The sequence below is a fragment of the Corynebacterium striatum genome, assembly GCF_016728105.1.
GTDB lineage: Bacteria > Actinomycetota > Actinomycetes > Mycobacteriales > Mycobacteriaceae > Corynebacterium > Corynebacterium striatum.
The window spans coordinates 875,410-896,765 of record NZ_CP068158.1; the positions used below are offsets into that span (position 1 = coordinate 875,410).

At 61.0% G+C, this 21,356-nt stretch carries 19 protein-coding genes; 8 read left to right on the top strand and 11 right to left on the bottom strand.

All coding sequences use genetic code 11. The features are described 5' to 3' along the window. The first annotated feature begins 260 nt into the window (after positions 1-260). A complete protein-coding gene (locus I6I72_RS04045; protein WP_049147326.1) occupies positions 261-947 on the top strand; it encodes an ABC transporter ATP-binding protein in 687 nt (228 codons plus the stop codon). Then, positions 937-3,372, top strand: coding sequence for a hypothetical protein (locus I6I72_RS04050; protein WP_049147324.1), 2,436 nt, complete (start codon positions 937-939; stop codon positions 3,370-3,372). The genes I6I72_RS04045 and I6I72_RS04050 overlap by 11 nt, the downstream gene beginning before the upstream one ends. On the opposite strand, the gene I6I72_RS04055 is transcribed toward I6I72_RS04050, so the two are convergent. From I6I72_RS04055 to prpD, 3 genes are all read right to left on the bottom strand, one after another. Beyond that, on the bottom strand, positions 3,369-4,520 hold the full coding sequence (locus I6I72_RS04055; protein WP_049064154.1) for a bifunctional 2-methylcitrate synthase/citrate synthase: 1,152 nt from the start codon (positions 4,518-4,520) through the stop codon (positions 3,369-3,371). The two genes, I6I72_RS04050 and I6I72_RS04055, sit on opposite strands and share 4 nt — an antisense overlap. Positions 4,521-4,615: 95 nt before the next feature. After that, positions 4,616-5,545 (bottom strand): methylisocitrate lyase, encoded by a 930-nt coding sequence (gene prpB / locus I6I72_RS04060; protein WP_005528003.1) that lies wholly within the window; start codon positions 5,543-5,545, stop codon positions 4,616-4,618. Then, positions 5,546-7,075 (bottom strand): 2-methylcitrate dehydratase PrpD, encoded by a 1,530-nt coding sequence (gene prpD / locus I6I72_RS04065; RefSeq protein ID WP_049147322.1) that lies wholly within the window; start codon positions 7,073-7,075, stop codon positions 5,546-5,548. It abuts the gene before it with no gap. A gap of 211 nt (positions 7,076-7,286) precedes the next feature. Here prpD and I6I72_RS04070 point away from each other — a divergent pair, with 211 nt between their 5' ends. After that, a complete protein-coding gene (locus I6I72_RS04070; RefSeq protein ID WP_049147320.1) occupies positions 7,287-8,600 on the top strand; it encodes a short-chain fatty acyl-CoA regulator family protein in 1,314 nt (437 codons plus the stop codon). A 132-nt stretch (positions 8,601-8,732) separates the two neighbouring features. After that, complete coding sequence (locus I6I72_RS04075; RefSeq protein WP_005527997.1) at positions 8,733-9,560, top strand: Ltp family lipoprotein; 828 nt, start codon at positions 8,733-8,735, stop codon at positions 9,558-9,560. Between the two features lie 16 nt (positions 9,561-9,576). Here I6I72_RS04075 and I6I72_RS04080 read toward each other — a convergent pair whose 3' ends face one another. The 4 genes from I6I72_RS04080 to upp all read right to left on the bottom strand — a co-directional run bounded on the left by I6I72_RS04080 (position 9,577) and on the right by upp (position 13,506). Beyond that, the gene (locus I6I72_RS04080; RefSeq protein WP_236592667.1) at positions 9,577-11,025 is read right to left on the bottom strand and encodes an NAD(P)H-quinone dehydrogenase; all 1,449 of its coding nucleotides are present in this window, start codon (positions 11,023-11,025) and stop codon (positions 9,577-9,579) included. A 72-nt stretch (positions 11,026-11,097) separates the two neighbouring features. Further along, complete coding sequence (locus I6I72_RS04085) at positions 11,098-12,279, bottom strand: amidohydrolase (RefSeq protein WP_046646543.1); 1,182 nt, start codon at positions 12,277-12,279, stop codon at positions 11,098-11,100. 142 nt (positions 12,280-12,421) lie between these two features. Further along, positions 12,422-12,820 carry a helix-turn-helix domain-containing protein gene (locus I6I72_RS04090; protein ID WP_065429169.1) on the bottom strand — a complete coding sequence of 133 codons (399 nt, stop codon included), beginning with the start codon at positions 12,818-12,820 and terminating at the stop codon, positions 12,422-12,424. Positions 12,821-12,870: 50 nt separating this feature from the next. After that, the gene (gene upp / locus I6I72_RS04095) at positions 12,871-13,506 is read right to left on the bottom strand and encodes a uracil phosphoribosyltransferase (protein WP_049147316.1); all 636 of its coding nucleotides are present in this window, start codon (positions 13,504-13,506) and stop codon (positions 12,871-12,873) included. Between the two features lie 125 nt (positions 13,507-13,631). Here upp and I6I72_RS04100 point away from each other — a divergent pair, with 125 nt between their 5' ends. The 3 genes from I6I72_RS04100 to I6I72_RS04110 are packed head-to-tail and all read left to right on the top strand — an operon-like array spanning position 13,632 to position 16,102. Next, positions 13,632-13,910, top strand: a complete 279-nt coding sequence (locus I6I72_RS04100) for a hypothetical protein (protein WP_005527987.1) — start codon at positions 13,632-13,634, stop codon at positions 13,908-13,910. Next, the gene (locus tag I6I72_RS04105; protein WP_049064159.1) at positions 13,907-14,815 is read left to right on the top strand and encodes a C40 family peptidase; all 909 of its coding nucleotides are present in this window, start codon (positions 13,907-13,909) and stop codon (positions 14,813-14,815) included. Before I6I72_RS04100 ends, I6I72_RS04105 begins: the two co-directional genes overlap by 4 nt. A 48-nt stretch (positions 14,816-14,863) precedes the next feature. Further along, positions 14,864-16,102, top strand: a complete 1,239-nt coding sequence (locus I6I72_RS04110; protein WP_049147314.1) for a hypothetical protein — start codon at positions 14,864-14,866, stop codon at positions 16,100-16,102. On the opposite strand, the gene I6I72_RS04115 is transcribed toward I6I72_RS04110, so the two are convergent. Both I6I72_RS04115 and I6I72_RS04120 read right to left on the bottom strand, forming a co-directional pair. Then, on the bottom strand, positions 16,099-17,109 hold the full coding sequence (locus I6I72_RS04115; protein WP_070508607.1) for an alpha/beta hydrolase: 1,011 nt from the start codon (positions 17,107-17,109) through the stop codon (positions 16,099-16,101). The genes I6I72_RS04110 and I6I72_RS04115 overlap by 4 nt on opposite strands. After that, entirely contained in the window at positions 17,110-18,015 is a 906-nt protein-coding gene (locus I6I72_RS04120) for an amidohydrolase family protein (protein ID WP_306496866.1), read from the bottom strand. Between the two features lie 39 nt (positions 18,016-18,054). Between I6I72_RS04120 and I6I72_RS04125 the strand changes: the two genes are divergently transcribed. Further along, positions 18,055-19,314 carry a D-alanyl-D-alanine carboxypeptidase family protein gene (locus I6I72_RS04125; protein ID WP_049147308.1) on the top strand — a complete coding sequence of 420 codons (1,260 nt, stop codon included), beginning with the start codon at positions 18,055-18,057 and terminating at the stop codon, positions 19,312-19,314. On the opposite strand, the gene I6I72_RS04130 is transcribed toward I6I72_RS04125, so the two are convergent. After that, positions 19,283-20,137 carry an RDD family protein gene (locus I6I72_RS04130; protein ID WP_049147306.1) on the bottom strand — a complete coding sequence of 285 codons (855 nt, stop codon included), beginning with the start codon at positions 20,135-20,137 and terminating at the stop codon, positions 19,283-19,285. The genes I6I72_RS04125 and I6I72_RS04130 overlap by 32 nt on opposite strands. Positions 20,138-20,187: 50 nt before the next feature. Beyond that, entirely contained in the window at positions 20,188-21,270 is a 1,083-nt protein-coding gene (locus I6I72_RS04135) for a YhjD/YihY/BrkB family envelope integrity protein (RefSeq protein WP_049147304.1), read from the bottom strand. Positions 21,271-21,356: the final 86 nt, after the last annotated feature.

Genomic DNA, 21,356 nt, shown 5'->3' on the forward strand with positions numbered 1-21,356 from the left:
ACACCCCAACCCATATCGTTTCAGAATCAAAGCGGGCGGAACCTACCCCTCTGCCGCAAAGATATAAACCTCGTGACATACATTCTTCAGGGTTGCTATTCTTCGATAAAGTTAACAAACCAACTTCGTCTTTCACTTCTGAAGGATTCATAATGAAGACGGATACCAGCTTTAAGCTGAGGTCTCGCCACCAGCCATTCTGTTCCCGCTCAAGCCTCGGTCAACGACCTTGACGCGAGCCTCTCTGCTGCAAAGAGCTCATGAATTCAGTCACCATTTCTAACGTCCACAAGTATTTAGGCGAAGGCGCCCAGCGCACGCATGTTCTCAAAGGCACAAGCCTAGAGGTTGATGAAGGTGAGTTTCTCGGAATTTCAGGAAAGAGCGGCTCCGGCAAAACCACTCTCCTGCGCGCGGTTGCAGGTCTTCTACCTATCGATGAAGGCTCAATCTCGGTCTTCGATACCTGTGTATCCACCGCTGCTCCCAAGGAACTACTCGCCTTGCGCCGCAACACAATCGGTTTCGTCCATCAAGACGACTTATTAATGAATGAACTCACCGCGCTCGAAAATGTCATGCTTGTGCTTGCCGCAGCGGGTGTCGATGAAACGGCGGCACACAACAAGGCTTCCGAGGCATTAGCCCAGGTAGGACTAGCAGAACTTGCTCAACGATTTCCCGCAGAGATGTCGCGCGGCCAGTGTCAAAGAGTCGGAATCGCCCGAGCACTGTCTGGGAACCGGCGAATTCTCTTGGCTGATGAGCCGTCTGCTGCGCTCGATTCCGAGAACTCCCATGGCATTTTTCGACTCTTCAAAAAGCTCGCATCAACTGGCACAACCGTGATAGCAACCAGCCACGATCCCATCATGCTCGACTATTGCAGCACGGCCTACACGCTGATCGACGGCCAGATCGGGAAAGCAGCCCCGCATGCTCAATGAACTGATTACGAAAGTCGTGCATTCTTCGAAACGGTACCGCTTCGGCGCAGCGGCAATCGCAGTGTGCTTAGGATTATTCGCATTTGCTGTCTCGGCCGATCTCTTCATGACGTTGTCCCCGCAGCAGAAGGCGCAGTCAGAATTGGGAAACAACGCCGTGCGCGTGGACGTGCCTGTGTACACGCGGGCGGGCGTGGTTGAGCAGACGCTGCCACAACTTGATTCCCCAGAGCGGGGATTTACTGCCCAGCTCGAGACTTACGATCTCTATGTCGATAGCGATCCTTCAAATTCCCTTGTCTACAAGGAGTCTCACTGGGAAGATCAAGCTCCCGATTTTGGGTTGGCATTGGTTCAGGGCCATTGGCCTAGCGCTCCTGGCGAGGTAGTAGTCACCGAGGACGTGAACCTTAGTCTTGGAGAGAACACAACTGCATTCAACGGCACGCTACCTCTCCGTATCGTTGGCGTTGCATCGAATTCCTTCCACAAGCATGAAGAAGCTGTGTACGGCGCGTCGGGAACGTGGAACACCATCGACGCTGACGCTTATTCCATGACCTCCGCTTCGGTCCGGCCAATTGTTTTCGGTTCCGAAGGAAAGACTCCTGCAGCCCTCACCGAGTTCATTAGGAGTCAGATCGGGGATGCAGACCTCGTCGATCGTGCAGCGCTTGACGACGCCTTCTCGGCATCGCTTCTCACCCGAGAAAGCTTGCTCGCAACGCCGCCTTCAGGATTCGCCGATAGCTATTCCTTCTTCTTCGGCCTGTTCGCCGTTGTCATCCCATGCGCTTTGATCTTCTTCCTGTGGCGGATTACCTACCAGGTACTTCGCCCGTTGAGCCAGCGGTTTTTCGAGCTAGGAATCTCGCCCTTCCTATTGTGGAAGTCCAGCGCATTCATCCTGCTTCGTTCAGCCTTGATGTACTCCGTCGCAGGACTCGTATTGGGTGCAGGTCTGGCACAATGTGCGCGCCCTTTCATTTCTGGACTTGGAGGTTTGCCTGATCCTGGAGTCCTGATTCCATGGAAATGGTTAGTGCTTCTTCTCGCTAGCTCGCTAGCAGCACTCCTGATTGGTGCTATTGCCACCGCGCCGTCGGCTCAACCTCATCCGTTCTGGAAGGACTTCCCGACACCGACCCCATCGGCATCATTCTTACGCTGGGGTGCAGTCGTTATTGTCCTTGTCGCTGTCCTCTTCACGTTCGCTGCAGCACTGCTGGGGCCCGACGTATTCGAAACATGGGCGCCAGCGCCAACCGTGGCGATGTGCATCGTCTTTTCTCTTCTTCTCGCACGCTGTCCGCGAACCAGCCGGCCCTACACTCCAGCAGGCGTGGCCCTGAGATTTGCCGAAAAACACCGTCAACTCATTGGTACGGGTCTGGTGTTGTTGGTCCTGTGCATGGGAACCGCGGTGTTCAGTAGTTCGATGTCAGCCAGTTTTACAGCCAGTGAGAACGACAGCTTGACGTCAACAATCGCCCCAAACCAGGCACACGTTTTAAAGAAGACAGATGATGGCCTAGCTACAAACGCTGATTCCGTTCAGCACGTCGCCACTGCGTTGGGTGTGCCCGCCCCAGTTCGTATTTCTTATGTCCAAGCCACGCTGGAAATGCCCACGGAGATGTCGGGGACTTTTGGTGTACTGGGCGTCGAATCCGTTCATGACGTAGAACGGCTCTTAGACCGAGAGCTTACTGCCTCGGAAAAAGATGTCCTTGCGACCGGAGCATTGGTCCGCGATAACAGATTCATCGACCATGACCATGCTTCAATCAGCACGAGCAGAAATCCCAGTCCCACAACCCTTCCAGCGGTGAGTATCGACTTCGGACCTCACTGGGAGAAGCTGGCTGGAGGAATTATCCTCGAATCCACGGCGCAGAAACTAGATGCACCGGCAGGTAGGACACAATGGGTCTTTACGGGTCTCCAGGAAGACCAAGAAAAGCGCTTTCTTGATAGCGCTGCGCAAGCCCGTATCCCCCACGAGCTCGTACTACTGCCGCTGGTTCAAACCTCTTCGACACCGCGGGCGTTCTACATCAGTTTGGCAGCCGCGCTGCTCAGCGCGTTAGCCGTAACCTTTGTTTTCTCGCGGCAACTTGCTCGCGCTACCGAAGCAATCGAGACCACCTTCAAAGTACTTGGCCTCGATTCTTCCTGGCACCTAAGAATCGTTGTACTCACGACGGCCACACTGGCATGTACTGCGATCATTACTGGCTGTATTGCTGGAATCCTCCCGCTTGCCGGAATGGTCTACGCAATGGGAGATGGCCTCACCTTTGCTATCGATTGGAAGGCACTTCTTATTGCTGCAGGCGCAATAGCACTAGGCGCTGCAAGTGGCGTTGGCATGTCATGCCTTCGCTACGTGCAGCGCCCGTCGTCAAGCACAGCGGCTCATTAGATCTGCTTCGGCGGAACGGAGCGCTGCTCCTTGCCGTTGTAGGCAGACAGCGGGCGGATCAGGGAGTTGTTCTCGTTTTGCTCCACGATGTGGGCGGTCCAACCGGTGATGCGGGCCATCACGAAGATCGGGGTGAAGAACTCAATGTCGAAGCCCAGGATGTGGTACGCGGGGCCAGCCGGGAAGTCCAGGTTCGGCTGGATCTTGATGGAGGTGTTCTCATACATGGTCTTGGACATGTTCTCGTACATTGCAACCCACTGCTCCTGGCCATGGTCCTTAGCCAGCTCGCGGAATGCTGCCTCCATGGTCGGCACGCGGGAGTCACCGTTCTTGTAGACGCGGTGACCAAAGCCCATCACCAGTTCCTTGTTCTTGAGCTTATTGAGGGTCCACTCCTCTGCCTTGGCTGGGTCGCCAACCTCTAAGAAGTTGTGCATGACGGCCTCGTTTGCGCCACCGTGCAGCGGGCCCTTCAAAGCACCGATTGCGGCGGTCACTGCGGAGTAGGTGTCCGACATGGTCGAGGTGACCACGCGAGCCGCGAAGGTCGACGCATTGAAGGAATGCTCAGCGTAGAGGATGAGGGACTTGTCGAATGCCTCAATATCGGAGCGGGAGTTAGCCGGCGAGCCTTCCTCGTCGCCGAAGACCATCCACAGGAAGTTCTCGGCAAAGCCCTTCTTGCGGTCTGGCTCGATGTAGCCCTCGCCACGGCGGCGTCGGATGTCGAGCGCAATGATGGTCGGAATCTTGGCCATCAGCTCGAGAGCGGTGCGGCGGATGTGCTCGGAGTCCTTGGTGTACTCTTCCGGGTCCTGCGAACCGATGAAGGAGATGGCGGTACGCAGCACGTCCATCGGGTGGCAGGACTTAGGCATCGAGGTAATCAGGTCGATGAGGTGGCGGTCGATGTGACGCAGCGCCTTCTCACGAGCGGAGAAACGGACCAGTTCACCCTGGTTCGGCAGCTCGCCGTTCCACAGCAGGTAGGCCACTTCCTCGAAGGAGCAGTAGCGGGCCAGCTCCTGGACTGGGTATCCGCGGTAGGTCAGGGAGTTGGTCTCTGGGACCACCTTGGAGACTGCGGTTTCATCAACGACGACGCCGTAAAGGCCCTTGCGGATTTCTGGGGTGTTCTCGGACATGATGTTCTCCTTTTACTTGGAAAGATTGTTCTTTGCTTGGGCGGCGCTTGACGACGCCGCGGAGCGGGCGAGCCTTGCTCGCCCGGACCAGGTGTTTACTCGAAGGTGGCCTTGTAAGCGTCCTTGGAGTAGGTGAAAACGGCCTGGTCGAAGGCGTTGTACTCGTTGTAGCGAACCAACTCGTAGAGGCGAGAGCGGTGCTGCATGCGCTCAAGCCAGTCGGTCTGGATGCCGGTCTCCTGCAAGTCCCGCAGGAAATCCTCGGTCGCGCCCATAGCCACGCGGAGGGTGGACACCGGCCAGATGACCGCGTTGTAGCCCAGGTCCTCTAGCTGCTGGGCAGACAGCAGCTCGGTCTTGCCGAACTCAGTCATGTTCGCCAGCAGCGGGGTGTCCACAGCAGCGCGGAACTTCTCGAAGTCAGCCGGCGAGTAGAGAGCCTCTGTGAAAATGAGGTCCGCACCTGCATCGGCGTAGGCCTTGGCACGCTCGATGGCGTCATCGATGCCGTGGATGCCAGCAGCGTCGGTACGGGCACAGATGATGAAGTTCTCATCGCGGCGCTCGTTGACCGCAGCGGAGATGCGGCGCACCATCAGGTCGGTGGGCACGACCTCCTTACCGTCGAGGTGACCACAACGCTTCGGGTTGACCTGGTCCTCAAGGTGGCAGCCAGCCAGGCCGGCATCCTCGAGGGCGGCCACGGTGCGGGCGGCGGACATGGGCTCACCGAAACCTGTGTCGGCGTCGACAAGCACCGGCAAATCCGTGGCGCGGGCGATGTGCCCGGCGCGCTGGGCCACCTCGGTGAGCGTGGTCAGGCCAATGTCCGGCAGGCCCAGGTCGTTGGCCAGCACGGCACCGGACACGTAGACGCCGTTGAAGCCGCCAAGGTCTTGAATCAGGCGCGCGGTCAGCGGGTTGAATGCGCCCGGCAGCTTGGTGATTCCGGGGCCCTCGAGGGCGGCACGGAACTCCTCGCGCTTTTGTGCGTTGGTCTTGATGGAACCGAATAGTCCAGCCATTTAGAACAGTCCTTCCGGGGTCTTAGGTGCGGAAGCGAGTGCTTCCGGAGTGACAACGACGTTGAGCTCGCTCAGGTCGGTCAAGTTTTCCAGGTTCTGTACCGCTGCGAGGAAGCGCTCCTGCTCCTCCTCGGAGACGATGCCGGTGGCCAGGGTCTTGAACTTGTTGATGTACTCAGCGCGGCCGAATGGGCGGGCGCCAAGCGGGTGGGCGTCGGCAACAGCTGCCTCATCCTCGATGACGGTGCCGTCGGTGAATGTGATGACTGCCTTGCCACCGAATGCCTTCTCGGTGAGGTCGAGGGAGTGGTAGCGGCGGGTCCACTCTGGGTCCTCCACTGTGGAGATCTTGTGCCACAGCTCCACGGTCTCTGGGCGCTGTGCGCGCTCCGGAGCGTAGGAGTCAACGTGGTGCCAGGTGCCGTCCTCGAGGGCCACCGCGAAGATATACATGATGGAGTGGTCCAGGGTCTCGCGGGAGGCAGTTGGGTCCATCTTCTGTGGGTCATTAGCGCCGGTGCCGATAACGTAGTGGGTGTGGTGCGAGGTGTGCAGCACGATGGACTCGATGTCCTTGGTGGACTTGCCCGCATCGGCGATGGTCTGCTTCATGCGGCGTGCCAAGTCGATTGGTGCCTGTGCCTGGTACTCCGCGGAGTGCTCCTTGGTGTAGGTGTCCAGGATGGCGCGCTTTTCCTCTCCGTCGGCAGGAAGCGGCACGGTGTAGGTGCGCTCTGGGGAGTGGAGCATCCATGCAATGAAGCCGTCCTCGCCTTCCCAGATAGGAGCCGGTGCACCCTCACCGCGCATGGCGCGGTCGACGGCCTCGATGCCCATCTTGCCCGCGAATGCCGGCGCGTAGGCCTTCCAGGAGGAAATCAGGCCCTTGCGGGACTGACGGGTAGCGGTGGTGGTGTGCAGAGCCTGGCCGATTGCCTGGTAGATGGTCTCGACCGGCAGGTCGAGCATGGTGCCGATACCTGCTGCAACGGATGGGCCGAGGTGGGCCACGTGGTCAATCTTCCACTCGTGGAGGCAGATGGCCTTAACGAGGTTGACCTGGATTTCGTAGCCGGTCGCGATGCCGCGCAGGAGGGTCTTGCCATCGAGGCCCTTGTGCTGTGCCACGGCAATCATCGGCGGGATATTGTCGCCTGGGTGGGAGTACTCGGCTGCGAGGAAGGTGTCGTGGTAGTCGAGCTCGCGTACCGCGGTGCCGTTGGCCAGCGCAGCCCACTCAGCGGAGTAGTCGCCCTCGATGCCGAAAATCTTGGCGCCCTTGCCGGTGCGTGCGGCGTCGGCCGCGTGTGGGTGGCCCTCTGCGATGACGCGTGCGGAGGTCACTGGGCGGCGGGCCACGGAAGCCACTGCGACGGAGGCGTTGTCGATGATGCGGTTGATGATCATCTCCTTGGTCTCCTCCGGTACCTCAACTGGGTCGGCGGCGACCTTGGCGATCTTGTAGGCCAGGTGCTCTTCGATAGGGAAATTCTCGGCGGACTTGTGAGTGCGGACTTCGTGGTTGATCACAGGTGCTCCTTTGGGACATTTCAACGTGAGGTGCCTTGACTTCAACGTGAGGTTTCTCGCCTCACGGTGCTGCGTTTGCAAAATCACATTAATTTCCAGAACGTGTCGAGCGCCACATGTGTAAAATGTGTAAATCTGTTGTAGCTATCTTTCCGTTTTGCAAAACATGTGGAAACAGCTGCTCAAGAGCAATAAAGAGGATGACTGGACAATGAGCAAGCACTACGCGGGGGCACGAATCCACGCGCTTCGCAAGCAACAAGGACTCACTCAAGTGGCCATGGCCAAGCAGCTGCAGCTGTCCACGAGCTACCTCAACCAGCTGGAAAATGATCAGCGCCCGCTCACCGTCACCGTCCTCATGCAGCTGTCCCAACGCTTTGGGGTGGACCCCACGTACTTCTCCGCGGACAAGGACGTGCGCACCATCACCGAGTTGCGCAGGCTATTTCCCGACGCCGGCGAGGCCACGCTTTCCGATCTCGTCACGCGTTTCCCAGAGCTGATGCCGCGCTTCCTCGAGGCCGCAGCGGCCGCACCGCAGCAGCAGGAGGGCCCATTCGAGGCGGTGCGTGACTTCTTCTACGATGCACACAACTACATCCACGCACTCGACGTCGCTGCCGAGGATCTGGCGCTGCAGTTGGGCGATCGCGTCCTGCGGCGCGGGCGCCTGGCGGCGAAGTTGCAGGAGGAGTTGGGTGTGAGCGTGCGCTTTTCCAGCCCGGTCACCCGGCGTGAGTTTCGCCCACAGACGAGGGAGTTGCACCTGCGTGCGGGACTGACGGAGTCGCAACTCGTCTTTGAGATGGCTTTGCAGTATTGCCTGTTGGCACACACTGAGCTGTGCGAGAAGCTCGTGGCGGAGCTGCCGCTTGGCGACGCCCAGCGCATCGGTACCCTTGGTCTGGCTCAATATTTCGCCGCGGCCGTGACGATGCCCTATAGCCAGTTCCTGGAGACAGCCGAGGAAACCCGCTACGACATCGACATCATCGCCGGCACCTTCGGCACCGGTTTTGAGACCACCGCGCAGCGTCTATCCACCCTGCAGCGCCCCGGCAACAAGGGCGTCCCCTTCTCGTTCATCCGCACTGACCGCGCGGGCAATATCTCCAAGCGCCAGTCCTCCACCGCGTTCCACTTCGCCCGCGGTGGCGGCTCCTGCCCGCTGTGGATAGTCCACCGCGCTTTCGAAACCCCCAACCGCATCACCCGCCAGGTGGCCTCCATGCCGGATGACCACACCTATCTGTGGATTGCACGTTTCGTGCAAGGCCAAGCCAAGGCCTGGGGTACCCCGCGTAAGGAGTTTGTGGTGGGCCTCGGCTGCGACATCTCCCAAGCCGACCGCTTGGTGTACGCGGATGCTTTGACGCTCACGGCGTCGGCAGCCACGCCGATTGGCCCCGGATGTAGCGCCTGCCCGCGCGAAAACTGCGCCCAGCGCGCTTTCCCACTAGCCAGCCGCCCGGTAAAGCTCGAGCTCAACGCCACTCCAGAGAACGCTTACCAAACCAGATAGCGCGTACGTTCGAAACGCACGGAAGCCGTGTCCAGCGCCTTTGCGAAACTGCTTGTGTTCCCAAGGTTGCACCCCAGCATTTCTCTCGCTGGGGAGGCATCCTCCTCAACTGTTTCTTTCTGGAGGTTTTCCATGACCAACTCAAACAATCCATACGCAAACCCTCTGCAGCAGCCCGGTCAACAACCCAGCCAACAACCTGGCCAACAACCAGGTTTCCCCGCCGCTGACGGTACCTACGGCGCAGGTGCTGTACCGCCACAGGAACCGAAGAAAAAGAAGAAGGGCGGCTGCTTCAAGTGGGGCGCTGGCGCCTTGGCCGTGCTCGTCATCATTGGTGTCGCTACCGGCGCTGGCGGCGACAAGGAAGACACCGCGGCAGACAATCCGACCAGCGTTGTCCCCGAAAGCAACGTTGCACAAGATTCCGATACCTCGGGTGACCTCGCCAAGCTTTCCGACGCCCTAGCAAACATGAGCGGCGACGAGGGCGACCCCAACGCTCCCGTAGAGCACCGCAACGCACTGCGCAAGGCCAACCAGTACATCAAGACCATGAACTTCTCCCAGGCCAAGCTCTACGATCAGTTGACCAGTGAGTACGGCGAGAAGTTCCCGGCCGATGCTGCGCAGTACGCCATCGATAACGTCGAGGCGGACTGGAACGCCGAGGCCCTAGGTTCCGCGAAGAACTACATCAAGACCATGGCATTTTCTAAGGCCAAGCTCTACGACCAGCTCACCAGTGACTACGGCGAGAAGTTCACTGCGGAGCAGGCGCAGTACGCTGTAGACAACGTCGAAGCCGACTGGAACGCCGAGGCCGCGGAGTCCGCGCGCAACTACCAGGACACCATGGGCATGTCCGGCGCCGCGCTGATTGACCAGCTCACCAGCGACTACGGCGAGAAGTTCACCTACGAAGAAGCCCAGCAGGCCGTAGACCAGCTGGGCATGTAGGAAGAACTTCTCGGTTCTACTCCAAGTCGTCGTGTGCCACGAGACGGCGTGCTGCCTCGGTGATGGTGCCCGACAGCGACGGGTAGACCGCGAAGGAATCAGCCAGCTGGTTTACGGTCAGCTGGTTGGTCACGGCAACGGCGACCGGCAGAATCAGCTCGGACGCGGTCGGCGCGACGATGACGCCGCCGATAACGCGGCCGGAGGTGGCGCGGCAGAACAGCTTCACGAAACCGTGGTTCAGGGAGCGCATCTTCGCGCGCGGGTTGGTGTTCAGCGGCATCGTGATGGTGCGCGCGGAAACCTCGCCAGCTTCAATCTCAGCCTGGGTAAAGCCCACGGCGGCGATCTCCGGGCGGGTGAACACCGCGGTGGCCACGGTCTTCAGGCGCAGCGGGGACACACCCTCACCGAGCGCGTGGTACATCGCGATGCGGCCCTGCATAGCCGCCACGGAAGCCAGCGGGAAGAGGTCAGAGCAGTCACCGGCTGCGTAGATGCCAGCAACGTTGGTGCGGGAGACGCGGTCGACCTTGATGTGGCCGGACTTCTGAGTAGCCACGCCCACGTACTCTAGGCCCAGGTCCTTGGTATTCGGGATGGAGCCGATGGACATGATGACGTGCGAGCCATGAATCTCGCGGCCGTCCTGCGTCTTGACCACAACATTGCCGTCCTCAGTGCGGGATACGGATTCCACGCGGCAATTCTTCTCCAGCTCCACACCGCGCTCAGCCAGCACGGTCTCGAGGACGTCGGCAGCATCGGCGTCGTCATGCGGCAGAATACGGTCGCGGGAAGCCACCATGGTTACCTTGACGCCCATCTCCGCGAAAGCGGACACGAACTCAGCACCGGTCACACCGGAACCGACCACGATGAGGTGCTCCGGCTCTTCCTTCAGGTCATAAACCTGCTGCCAGGTCAGAATGCGCTCGCCGTCCGGCTGCGCGCCCGGCAGGATACGCGGGGTGGCACCGGTTGCCACGAGCACGAGGTCTGCCTCGAGGGTTTCGGTGGAGCCATCGCTCTTGGCGACGTCGACCTTGTGCGCCGCGCCCTGCACACCATGCTGGTCCTCGCTGAAGCTCGCGCGGCCGTCGATAACGTTGACGCCGATCTTCTCCAAGCCCGCACGCACATCAGCAGACTGGTTTGCAGCCAGCGCCTGCACACGCTCGTTGAGCGCCTGCAGCTTCAGCTGCATAGAGCCGAGCTGCTCGTTGAGCCCCATGGCTTCAGCTCGACGGAAGTCGGTGCGCAGGTTTGCACCAGCAATGAAGGACTTGGAAGGAACGCAGTCCAACAGGACGGAGGAGCCACCGGGACCCTGCTCCTCTACCAGGGTAATGTCCGCTCCGTACTTGGCGCCGGCAGTCGCAGCTTCGTAGCCTGCTGGGCCGCCACCGATGATAACGATGCGCGGTGCATCCTCGATTACTGCGTCAAGCGCTTCCTTTGTCACTGTCTATTGCTCCTTTATAAAGTTTGTTAAGGACATGGGGTAAATCCTTTTGACAGTGTAGTAGTTGCGCCCCTATTCCTGCACGTTGGCGAATTGCTCCACTACGGAGCCGAAAAGCTTCACGCCTACACCGATGCAGCGCTCATCGACGTTGAGGTCCCCCATGTGCAGGTCATGCTGCTCGCCTTCGCCGGACCAGCAGCCCAAACGCGCCATGGAACCCGGAACATGCTCGAGGTACCACGAGAAGTCCTCGCCACCCGAGGACTGAGGTGCCTGCACCACGGCCTGCGGGTCGATGGCCTGTGCGGCGGAGGCCAACAATGCGGTAGAGACGTCGTCGTTAAGCACGGGCGGAACGCCGCGGTGATAAGTCAGCTCGTGTTCCACGCCCACCGGTGCCAGAACTTGGTCCACCAACTCGGAAAACAGGTTCTGCATGTCGCGCCAGATGGCGATGTCCGCGGTGCGCATCGTGCCGGTCAGCGTTCCGGACTCCGGCATCGCATTCGGCGCATAGCCCGAGTTGACTTGGCCAAAGACCAGTACGGTGCCCGTGCGCGGATCGACGCGGCGCGACAGCAACGCGGGCAACTCCGTGATGACCTTGCCCAACGCATAGACCACGTCGGCGGACAGGTGCGGACGCGAGGTGTGGCCCCCTGGCCCCTTGACCTCCAGCTCCACGACGTCCGTTGCCGAAGTAATAGCACCTGCACGCACACCGATGCGACCCACGCGCAGCTTCGGCTCTACGTGCACGGCAAAGATCGAGTTGACCCCCTCCAGCGCACCCCACTCGATAACGTCGGTGGCACCGCCTACCCAGACTTCCTCGGCAGGCTGGAAGATGATGCGCAGCCCCAACTCGAGGGAGTGTTCGCGCTGGTAGTCCGCCATTGCACAGGCAAGCCCCAAGGCGATGGTGGTGTGCACGTCGTGGCCGCAGGCATGCATGGTGCCGGGGTTCTCTGAGGTGTACTCCAATCCGGTGACCTCGGTGACCGGCAGTGCGTCAATGTCGGCGCGGAAAGCGAGGCGTCCCAGTTCCGTGTCCGGACCGATGTCCACCATGAGGCCTGTCTCGGGGAAGCGCTGCGGCTGCAGCCCGTACTCCTTGAGGGTGCGCGCGATGAAGTTGGTGGTCTCCACCTCGTTGTTGGAGGTCTCCGGGTGGCGATGGATATGACGGCGCCACGAGATAACCTCCGCGCGGTGGCTATCAAACCACGCGTTCACGAATGTCGAAATCATTGCGTACCTCCTGCACACCCACCCGCAGAACATGCGAAACCGGGGTCGTTGTCTTTCAGTGCAGTCTACAACTAGACAAAGCGGTACAGGTAGTCGCGCAGCTCATCGCTGTAATATACAGAGCGGTACGGAGCGCGGCATGTCATTTTGCTGACCTAATAGCCGCGTGGGAAACCGCGCGTGCGCGTGATCGATCCAGCACCATATCGGCCGCAGCGAAGCGACGGCGATCGATATAGGAGGCTGAGAAGGCGGCGACGTCGTCAAGCGCTGCAACGACCTCATCTCCGACCCCGCCCGGCAGCAACAATGAAGGCGGAACCTCCAGTGCATAAGCCAGCTTGAACAGCGTGGACAGCTGCGGATCGGCCCGCAGATTCAACGCTTTGTCAGTGCGCTCCAGATTGGAAATCTGACTGCGCGAGACCCCCGAGATCTCCGCGAGCGCCTTTTGCGACATGCCCCGCCGCTCGCGCGTCTCACGCAAGCGGGATGCGAAATCGTGGCCCAAGGCGGACCACCCACCAAAAGAAATGGACACGAGTCTTGACCCCCCCATTCAGACGTTCGTGGGGGCAAGCCTAGCGCACTTTAGAGGTCGATGTTGCGCGGTCCGTAGAGGCGATCGCCGGCGTCGCCCAAACCTGGGACGATGTAGGCGTCTTCGTTCAAGCTCGGGTCAATAACCGCGGTAACCAGGCGGACCGGCAGGCCGGAATTCGCCAGCGCACCCACGCCTTCCTGCGCGCAGACCATGCAGATTGCAGTAATGTCGGTGGCACCGCGATCGGCCAGCAGCTTCAAGGAGTGCAGGAGGGAGCCGCCGGTAGCGAGCATCGGGTCCACGACGAATACGGTGCGGCCGGTGAGATCCTCGGGCAGCGCCTCGAGATAAGGAACCGGCTGGTGGGTTTCCTCATTGCGGGCCATGCCGATAAAGCCCACCTGGGCATCCGGAATCATGGCTAGAGCTGGGTCGATCATGCCCAGGCCCGCACGGATGATGGGGACGATGATGGGCGGGTCCAGAAGGCGGGTGCCCTGTGCAGTATCGACAGGAGTGACGCAGTCGAAGTGCTCGACGGCGAGGTCACGGGCTGCTTCATAAACGAGCATGGTGCCCAGGTCCTTGAGGGCGGCGCGGAAGGCAGAGTTGTTGCTGCGAGCATCGCGCATGATGGTCAGGCGGGAGGCGGCAAGGGGGTGATCTACTACGTGGATGTCCATGGTTTCCTACTCTATCCCCTCCCCTGCCGGTTCTGGTATCTAAACGTTTCCCCCGCCCCTGCAATGGGCAATACTTTTCTCGTTGGTGAGGGAACCGCGGGCGCTTTTGCCCAGTCCAATAAGGCATGACAACTTTTAAGATTGATACTGAGTTCACCCGCCATCTTGCCCGCGAGCTTTATGACGCTGCCCAGGGCACCACTCCACCACTGCCCCAGATTCCAGAGGGAACGCTTTCCGCTTTTGGTTCCGCTTTGTGCGCAGCCTTGCGCAACGTCGGGGCGCGGACGGAGAGTCTGCGTACTGACATGGAAATGGTTGCTGACGCGTCTTTCGCCATGGCACAGGAGGCAGAATCTACTGATTCTGGCCTAGCGGCCGGATTGGGAGGTGTGCTCTCGTGATTGAGGCAGCGGTCAAACAGATTTCCCAGATGGCACCGCCCGCGCTCCCAGCGGTGGGCCTGCCGCAGTTGCCGGATCTGAGCACCATCGGCCCCTTGGCGGACATCGTACACGGCGATCCGAGCAAGCTTCTCGACGCCGCCGGTGTCCTCGCCGCTGATCGCCACACCATCGACGCCGCGGTGGCCAAGGCCCGCACGCTCATCCAGGCCACAGGCCAGGACCTCATCGGTATTGGATTGCAGCTGCTCACCCAAGCCGCACCCCTGGCGCTTGGGCTCTTGGTTCCAAACCCAGCAGTGCAGGCAGCTGCACGAGCACGCCTGCACGGTCTCATTACAGAACACTTGGCCAACGCTTTTGCCCGCGTCAAACAATTGCTGGCAGAACTGGTCGCTGTGGCGAGGCCGTTGCTACCCATCGCGCAGCGCGCCATCGAACCCACGGTAAAAGGACGCGCAGAAGGAACCGGGAACGAGCTTTCGCCTTCTAAGACTCCAGAGCCCCACGCAATTTCAGCGAAACACTCCACGGCCATCGGCGGCGATGAGTCCAGTGGGTCGGCACAGGGGCGGGCCGCGGTGGCCGCCGCGATGAGCAAGCTCGGTACTCCCTATGTATGGGGCGGCACGGGCAATGGCGGCTTCGATTGCTCTGGGCTTACCCAATGGGCGTGGCGCCAGGCCGGAGTGGAGATCCCGCGCACCGCCGAGTCCCAGACCGTAGGCAGGCAGGTCAGCGCCGACGAGCTACAGCCCGGTGACCTCGTGGTGTGGGATGGCCACGTGGCCATGTACAAGGGAGGCGGCGAAATGATCGAGGCTGGTAGCCCCGTGGAAACCAGCCCATTGCGCACCACCAACATGGGCATGGCATTCAAGGGGTTCTGGCGCCCCACCGGCTAGCACGCTCTTATGCGGATTTAATAAATGGGTAAGTTAGACTGTCTACCCATGAGCACCCGCGCAATCATTCCAGTCCAGCTCTCCTTGACCGAGGGCGATTTTTACACCCTGTGGGCACCAAAGTGGCGTCAGAATGGCTCCGAGTGGCAGGCATTCTTGGGCGACGAAGAATCCGTCCTCGCTTTCAACTCCGCAGCAGAAATGCTGTGCTTCTTAGAGTCCGGTAAGCACCACGACTTGGTCGACCACCCCAAGTGGGCCGATTTCCGCGCCCAAGGCGAGGATCGCATCACGCCAGCAAAAAAGGATCACTTCGACCTCGTCGGCATGCCTTCCCATCTGGCGGGCCGCCCGAGCCACGAGAACGTCACCGCTGTTGCCCGCAACCTGGGGATCGCCGAGGCGCTCGCCAACGTCGCCGGCGCGCAGCACACCGTAATCTTCTTCGCGTCTCACTCCATCCTGCGCAACGTCACCCGCGGCGCCAGCCACTACGCCGGGGACCAAGGCATGAGCGAGTGGTCCGGCGTGGGCCGCGTGGTCCTGGCGAACTGGAAGGGCGTCATTGAGGACCTCGACAAGCAGGTCAAGGTCGTCGACTCCTCCGAGTTCGATTCCGCGCAGGTCAAGGATGCCGAAGAGCGCATCGCCGCCGCCACCGCGGCTGCCGAAAAGGCCCGCAAGGAGGCCGAGGAAGAGCGCAAGGCTGCGTCCGCTGCCGCCGACCCTTATGACAACTCCCCGTGGGCCACTGCTGGCATCGACCCAGTAAAGATCACCGCGGACATGAAGTCCGTGTACACCCTGCGCACCTACCTCGATGGCAAGCCTGTCTTCTTGGGCAAGTGGGGCGAGATTTACACCTTCAACTCCCTGAAGACGCTCGTGCGCTGGATCATGGAAAATGACGACCACGATCTCGCCCGCGTTTCCACCTGGGAAGAGCTCGTCTCAGCAGCTAACGCCGGCGAGCTGAAGGCCAGCGTTCACCCAGACAACCAGTACACCTTCAACGGCATCGTGCGCGATATCGAGAAGGGCCCGGAGGCCGTCGATGCTGACCAGATGGGCCGCTGCTACGAGGTGTGTGCCGACGCCGCAGACTGGGCTGGCGACGACTCCATCAACTCCTACATGCTGGAAAACCCCCGCTTCCAGGACTACCTGGGCTATATGCTGGGCTCCACCGAGCACGCTGGCTACATCCCCTCCAAGCCTTATAACCACCACGCCGAGGCATGGAAGGGCCTGGAGGAGATGCTCATCAAGCGCTTCTCCCGCTTCTAAAGAGCCTCCAGGGTGCGGCGAAGGGCGGCGATGAGGTCGTCAACAAGTGCCCGCGAAGCCCGGGCTTTCGGCCGAATGTGGTCGAAGCCGTGGTACGCGCCCTCATAAACCTGAACGTCCACCGGCACGCCCGCTTCCTGCAGGGCGTCCGCGTGGGCTTTTGCTTCGTCATAGAACAAATCCAACGAGCCCACGCCGATCCACGTCGGCGGCAGCCCCCGCAAATCCGCACGGGTCGCCGGCGAAGCATATGGCGCAATCTCCTCCTCCAGATGGTCCGCGCCCAGGTACTTCGACCATGCGCCACGGTTGGAGTTCGGCGTCCAAATGAACTCTCCCCTGCCGGACTGTGCGCGCAGGGTGCGGTGGTCAATCATCGGGTACACGAGTCCCTGGAACACCACGGGGTGGCCCTCATCGAGTGCGCGCTGGACGACGCCCGCCGCCAGCCCACCGCCCGCACTGTCCCCGGCCACTGCGATGCGCTGCTTGTCGACGCCCACCTCTTCCGCATGCTCTTGCAGCCACCGCAGGGCGGCATAGCACTCGTCATGGTCGGCCGGGAAAGGTGCCGCGGTGGACTTGCGGTAGCTCGGAGCCAACACCACCGCCCCCAGCTCGTCCGCGATGCGAGAGTTCTGCGGATCGTAGAACCCCGGGCTACCGATGAGGTGGCCACCGCCGTGCGTCCACAGCAGCGCTGGCGCGCCCGGCTTTTGGTTGCGCGGGGCCAGCAGACGGGCGCTGAACTTCTGCCCTTCGAACTCGCCATGGATTACGCGGACGTCGACGTCGCGCTCCACGGCACGGATGTAGTCGTGGTTAGCAATGAGCTTGCTGATTGCCACGAATCCTCCGTCCGGAAGGAGATGCATGGGCAGGTACAGCGCAGGATGGCGCAGCTCCGGCGAAACCTCCTTCATGACTTTGTGGCGGTTCCACGCGTAATAGGCACACCCCGCTGCCAAACCGATGGCAAAGCCGATTCCGGTTCGCCAGGCACGCATTTAGTTCTCCTCTGCTTCCTCAGCCAGTGACTCCTCGGTATCCGGCCCGGCCATCTCTGGGTCAGAGAACTCCTCATAAGCCGGCAAGATGACGGTCTCGATCAGGTGCTGGCGCTCCTCCTCCGTGCTGAAGGAGTTCTCCAGTGCCTTCACAGTGAGGTCGAAGAACTCTTCGAGTCCGTAGCCAAAGTGCTCGTTCAGCGCCAAGAACACCACGTTGAGGTTGCCCTCGCTAGCGCTACCTGCTGTGACCGCGCAGGTAAAACCGAGCTGCTGCAGAAGGGGCAGCGGGTGATCGCTGATCTCCTCGAAGGACAAAGGCTCGAAGGTAGCAGCCAGGTGGCGGTCACGAATCCATGCGGAGACCGTGCCCGGCTGGATGCCATCGAGGTCGGCGGTGAAGTCGTCGGGAAGCTGCGTCGCGTGCGCCAAGCGGGTGGCACCTGCTTGCACCGCCGCGGCCACGGCCTCGAACTCGAGGTCTCGCACGTCCACAACGAAGGGCACAAAATTCACGCGCAGATCAGCCACTACGTGTGGCTCGGTCTCGCCCTCGAGCACAAAGCCCACGACCCTAGAGCCCTTGCGGGCGCTGGCTGCCTGTGGCGCGCTGGTGAGCAGGAGCCGGGCATCAATTCCCGGTACCTCCAGGCCCGCGATGGCTGCCTCGAGGGCAGTCTCTGCCCCAAAGTCGAAGGCCTGCGGGTCGAAGCGAATCTCGGCATACACCACGTTTGCAGAGGCCAACTCCTCCACCGCCTGGGTCATCGCTGCGGTCAGGGCAGCGCTATCTGCCGGTACCTGCTGCGGCGCAAAGACCGCGTCGAGCTCGACCTTGGGCAGCTGTGCCACCAGCTCCGGCACGGAATCTTTGTTTTCTGGGCTAATTAATGGTGCGTCATGCATAAGGAACATCCTAGGCACGGGCTTAAGATGTGTCATGTTATGAAAAACTTCATCGCTACTGCCCTCGCCTCGGCCTGCCTCGTTGCCAGCACCCCGCTTGCATTGGCTCAGGACACCGAGCCCACGCCGGGCGACGCCGCAGAAATGAGCGCGGAGGCAGAGTCTTCCTCCATCCGTAGGGAAGCGCCCAATACCGATAACTGCCCCCACGCACTCAGGCCCGCCGAACCGGTGTCCACCTCCGAGCGCCTCGCCCCCGGCCAGCCCACGCCGACGCCGCTGCCCGCCGTGGAGTCATCTGAAAGCTGCGGCGTCACCGCGCCCCATGGCTTTGAGGTCAACAAGGACGTCGTCGCCTCCGCGTGGATGGTCAGCGACATCGACACCGGCGAAATCATCGCGATGAAGGACCCCAACGGCCGCTACCGCCCAGCATCAATCATCAAGGCGTTGCTGGCGCTCGTGGTCATCGACGAGGTTCCGCTCGACAAGAAGGTCAAGGCCACCATGAAGGACGCCTCCATCGAAGGCTCCGCCGTGGGCATCGGCCCGGACGGCGAATACACCGTCGAGCAGCTCCTACAGGGCCTGCTCATGGCATCCGGCAACGACGCCGCACACGCCCTTGCGGGCCAGCTTGGCGGCGACGAGGAAGCGTCCAAGAAGGTCAACGCCCTCGCGAAGAAGCTCGGCACCCGCTCCACCCGCGCCGCCAGCTACTCTGGCCTCGACTCCGCAGGCATGTCCACGTCCGCGGAAGATATCTCCATCATTTACCGCGCTGCATTCCGCAACAAGACCTTTGCCCGCATCGTGGACACAGAACACGTCGAGTTCCCCGGCTGGGGCGAGCTGCCCGGTTACGAGCTGTGGAACGATAACGGCCTCTTCCTCAACGATCCAGACGGCATCGGCGGCAAGACCGGCTACACCGAGGACGCCCACCACACGTTCGTCGGCGCACTCGACCGCGGCGGCCGCCGCCTTCAGGCAGTCATCCTCGACACCACCGTCGAGCACGGCTTCCGCGCCTGGCAGCAGGCACAGATGCTGCTAGACGAAGCCTACAAGGTAAAGCCAGGCGAGGGAGTGGGCACGCTTTCCGACGCCGCCGCCCCCACTAGCAACACCTCTACCGCGACGAAGACAAAAGAGCCTGCACCGACGACGTCGCCAAGCGCATCTGCCCATAAAAAATCAGCCCTCGAGGGAATCGAAGGCTGGGCTGGCTGGGCCGTGGCCGCAATTGTGGCCCTGCTAGTTATCGTTAGCGCTGCTTTTTCACTACTTCGGCGTTAGCAAGCTTGTCATGCGCGCCAAGTAGGCCGTTTTCCTGCTTGATAGAGGTGGCGTAGAAGATAGCGGCGAAGAAGCTCACCACACTGCCCAGACCCGGAACGATGGTGATGGCGCGCCACCACTGACGCTTCAGCGACTGAACCCAGCTGAGTTTTTCGCCCGTGGTGGAATCGCGAACCTCGTAGCCCATAAGTTTCTTCACTGGGGTTCCGCCGAGAACCACCTCGAAGCCTACGCAATAGAGAATGGCACACAGCCCCATCAAAAACGAGGCAGAAAAAGTCGAGGTATCGGTGGCGAAAGCCAGCACCGGCGAGCTGATGATGCTGCAGACGAAGATGTCCGCGATAGCCATGATGGCGCGGGTGCTGGCCAAAGGGCGCTCCTGCGCGGAGGCTGCCGGGGTATAAGGGCTTGCCAGCGGCGCTGGCACAGAGGCTTGGTTGGGCTGTGCGAAGGGATCGAACGGTGACTGCTTGGCCTGTGCAGTCGGTGCGAATCCGTACTGCTGCTGATTGGGCTGCTGGAAGCTGTGCTGAACATTGAAGGGCCACTCCCCATAAGCCGCTAGCTCGCTCAGCTGCGGCCACGTTGGGCGCAGCTGATCCTCGAGTCCCTGATCATAAGTCGCACGAATCTCTGGCGAAGACAAAATGGTGTGCGCAATCTGCGCTTCCTGACGGCGATCATCGCCGATTTCAAACCCCATCTGCTCCAGACGTGCATCCTTCGCCGCCAATAAAATTCCCAGCTCACGGGAGGTGCTGCGGCGGTCAAGGTCGAAGTGCTCATACAGGTCTGGGGCAAAGGAATCTGGGGTCATGGCAAGCAGTCTAAGTCAGGGATCGGAAACTATTTGAACTACGGGGAATGCTACTTACGGCGCAGCAGCGCAGCAACGCCCGCGGCGGCTGCACCAAGTACGGCGCCCGCGCCCAAGGTCACACCGGTGGACGGGCCAGATTTGACCTCGTTGCGCACGCGGATGACGGCCGGCTCCGGCACTGGCGGCTCAGCAAGCTCCATGGATTCCTCGGTGGTTGCAGTCCACGCGGAGACGTACAGAACAACGCGCCAGATTAGGTACATCACGACCATAAGCACGATGACTGGACCGAATACCGCACCGGCCGGGTTGCCCGAAGCTGAGGACATGATAACGGTGGACAGCTGCTTGATGGCCTCGAAGGCCACCGCGCCGATAGCTGCGCCCTTCAGTCCTGACTTGGTCGGCACGTCGGTGCGCGGCAGGAAGACAATCATCCACCAGAACACCAGGAAGTTGGCCACCAAGCCGATCACGATGCCGGCCAAGACCAGCACTGCATCCATCCCAGGGAAGGACTCAATGCCGACCCACTCGAAGACCTTCTGAGTTAGTCCAGAGGAACCCGCAGCGGTCACACCGAAGGCGATGAGCAGCGCCACCAGCAGGCCGATGAGGGCCAGCAGGTCGCTGAGCTTCTGCGTAAAGAAGTTGCCCTGGGTCTCGTTTGGGTCCTTATCCCACATCGCGGAGATGCCGATGCGCAGGTTATTCATCCAGCCCAGGCCGGACCACAGGGTGGTCAAACCACCGATGCCGTACATAGCGCCGCGCTGGGCGATGGCGGTCTCAAGGAGCTCATTGAGGGTGTCGCCCAAGTCGCCGGACACGGAGTTCGCGATCTGGTCCTGCACTTGCTGCATGAGGTCCGGGCGGGTGGCCAAAACCGTGGCCGCACCGGCGACCGCAAGCATAAACAGTGGGAAGATTGCCAGCACTGAGAAGTAGGTAATGCCGGCGGAAAACTGGTTGCCGCCCTGCTCGCCATAGCGCCCCAGCATGCGCATGATGTGGTCAACGAAGGGGGATCTCTCTCTCACCTTGTCCACAGGACCCGGATCATCGGCGTGTGCGCGCTCGATGCCGTAATCGTCCGTTTTTGATTGATCTGTCTGAGTGGAGGTAGCCACGGGCAGTCGGTCCTTTACAAAATTTCACTAATAAGTCACTAATAAGTTCGGACTACCCAGGTTAGCGTGACTACGCACCACCGTGC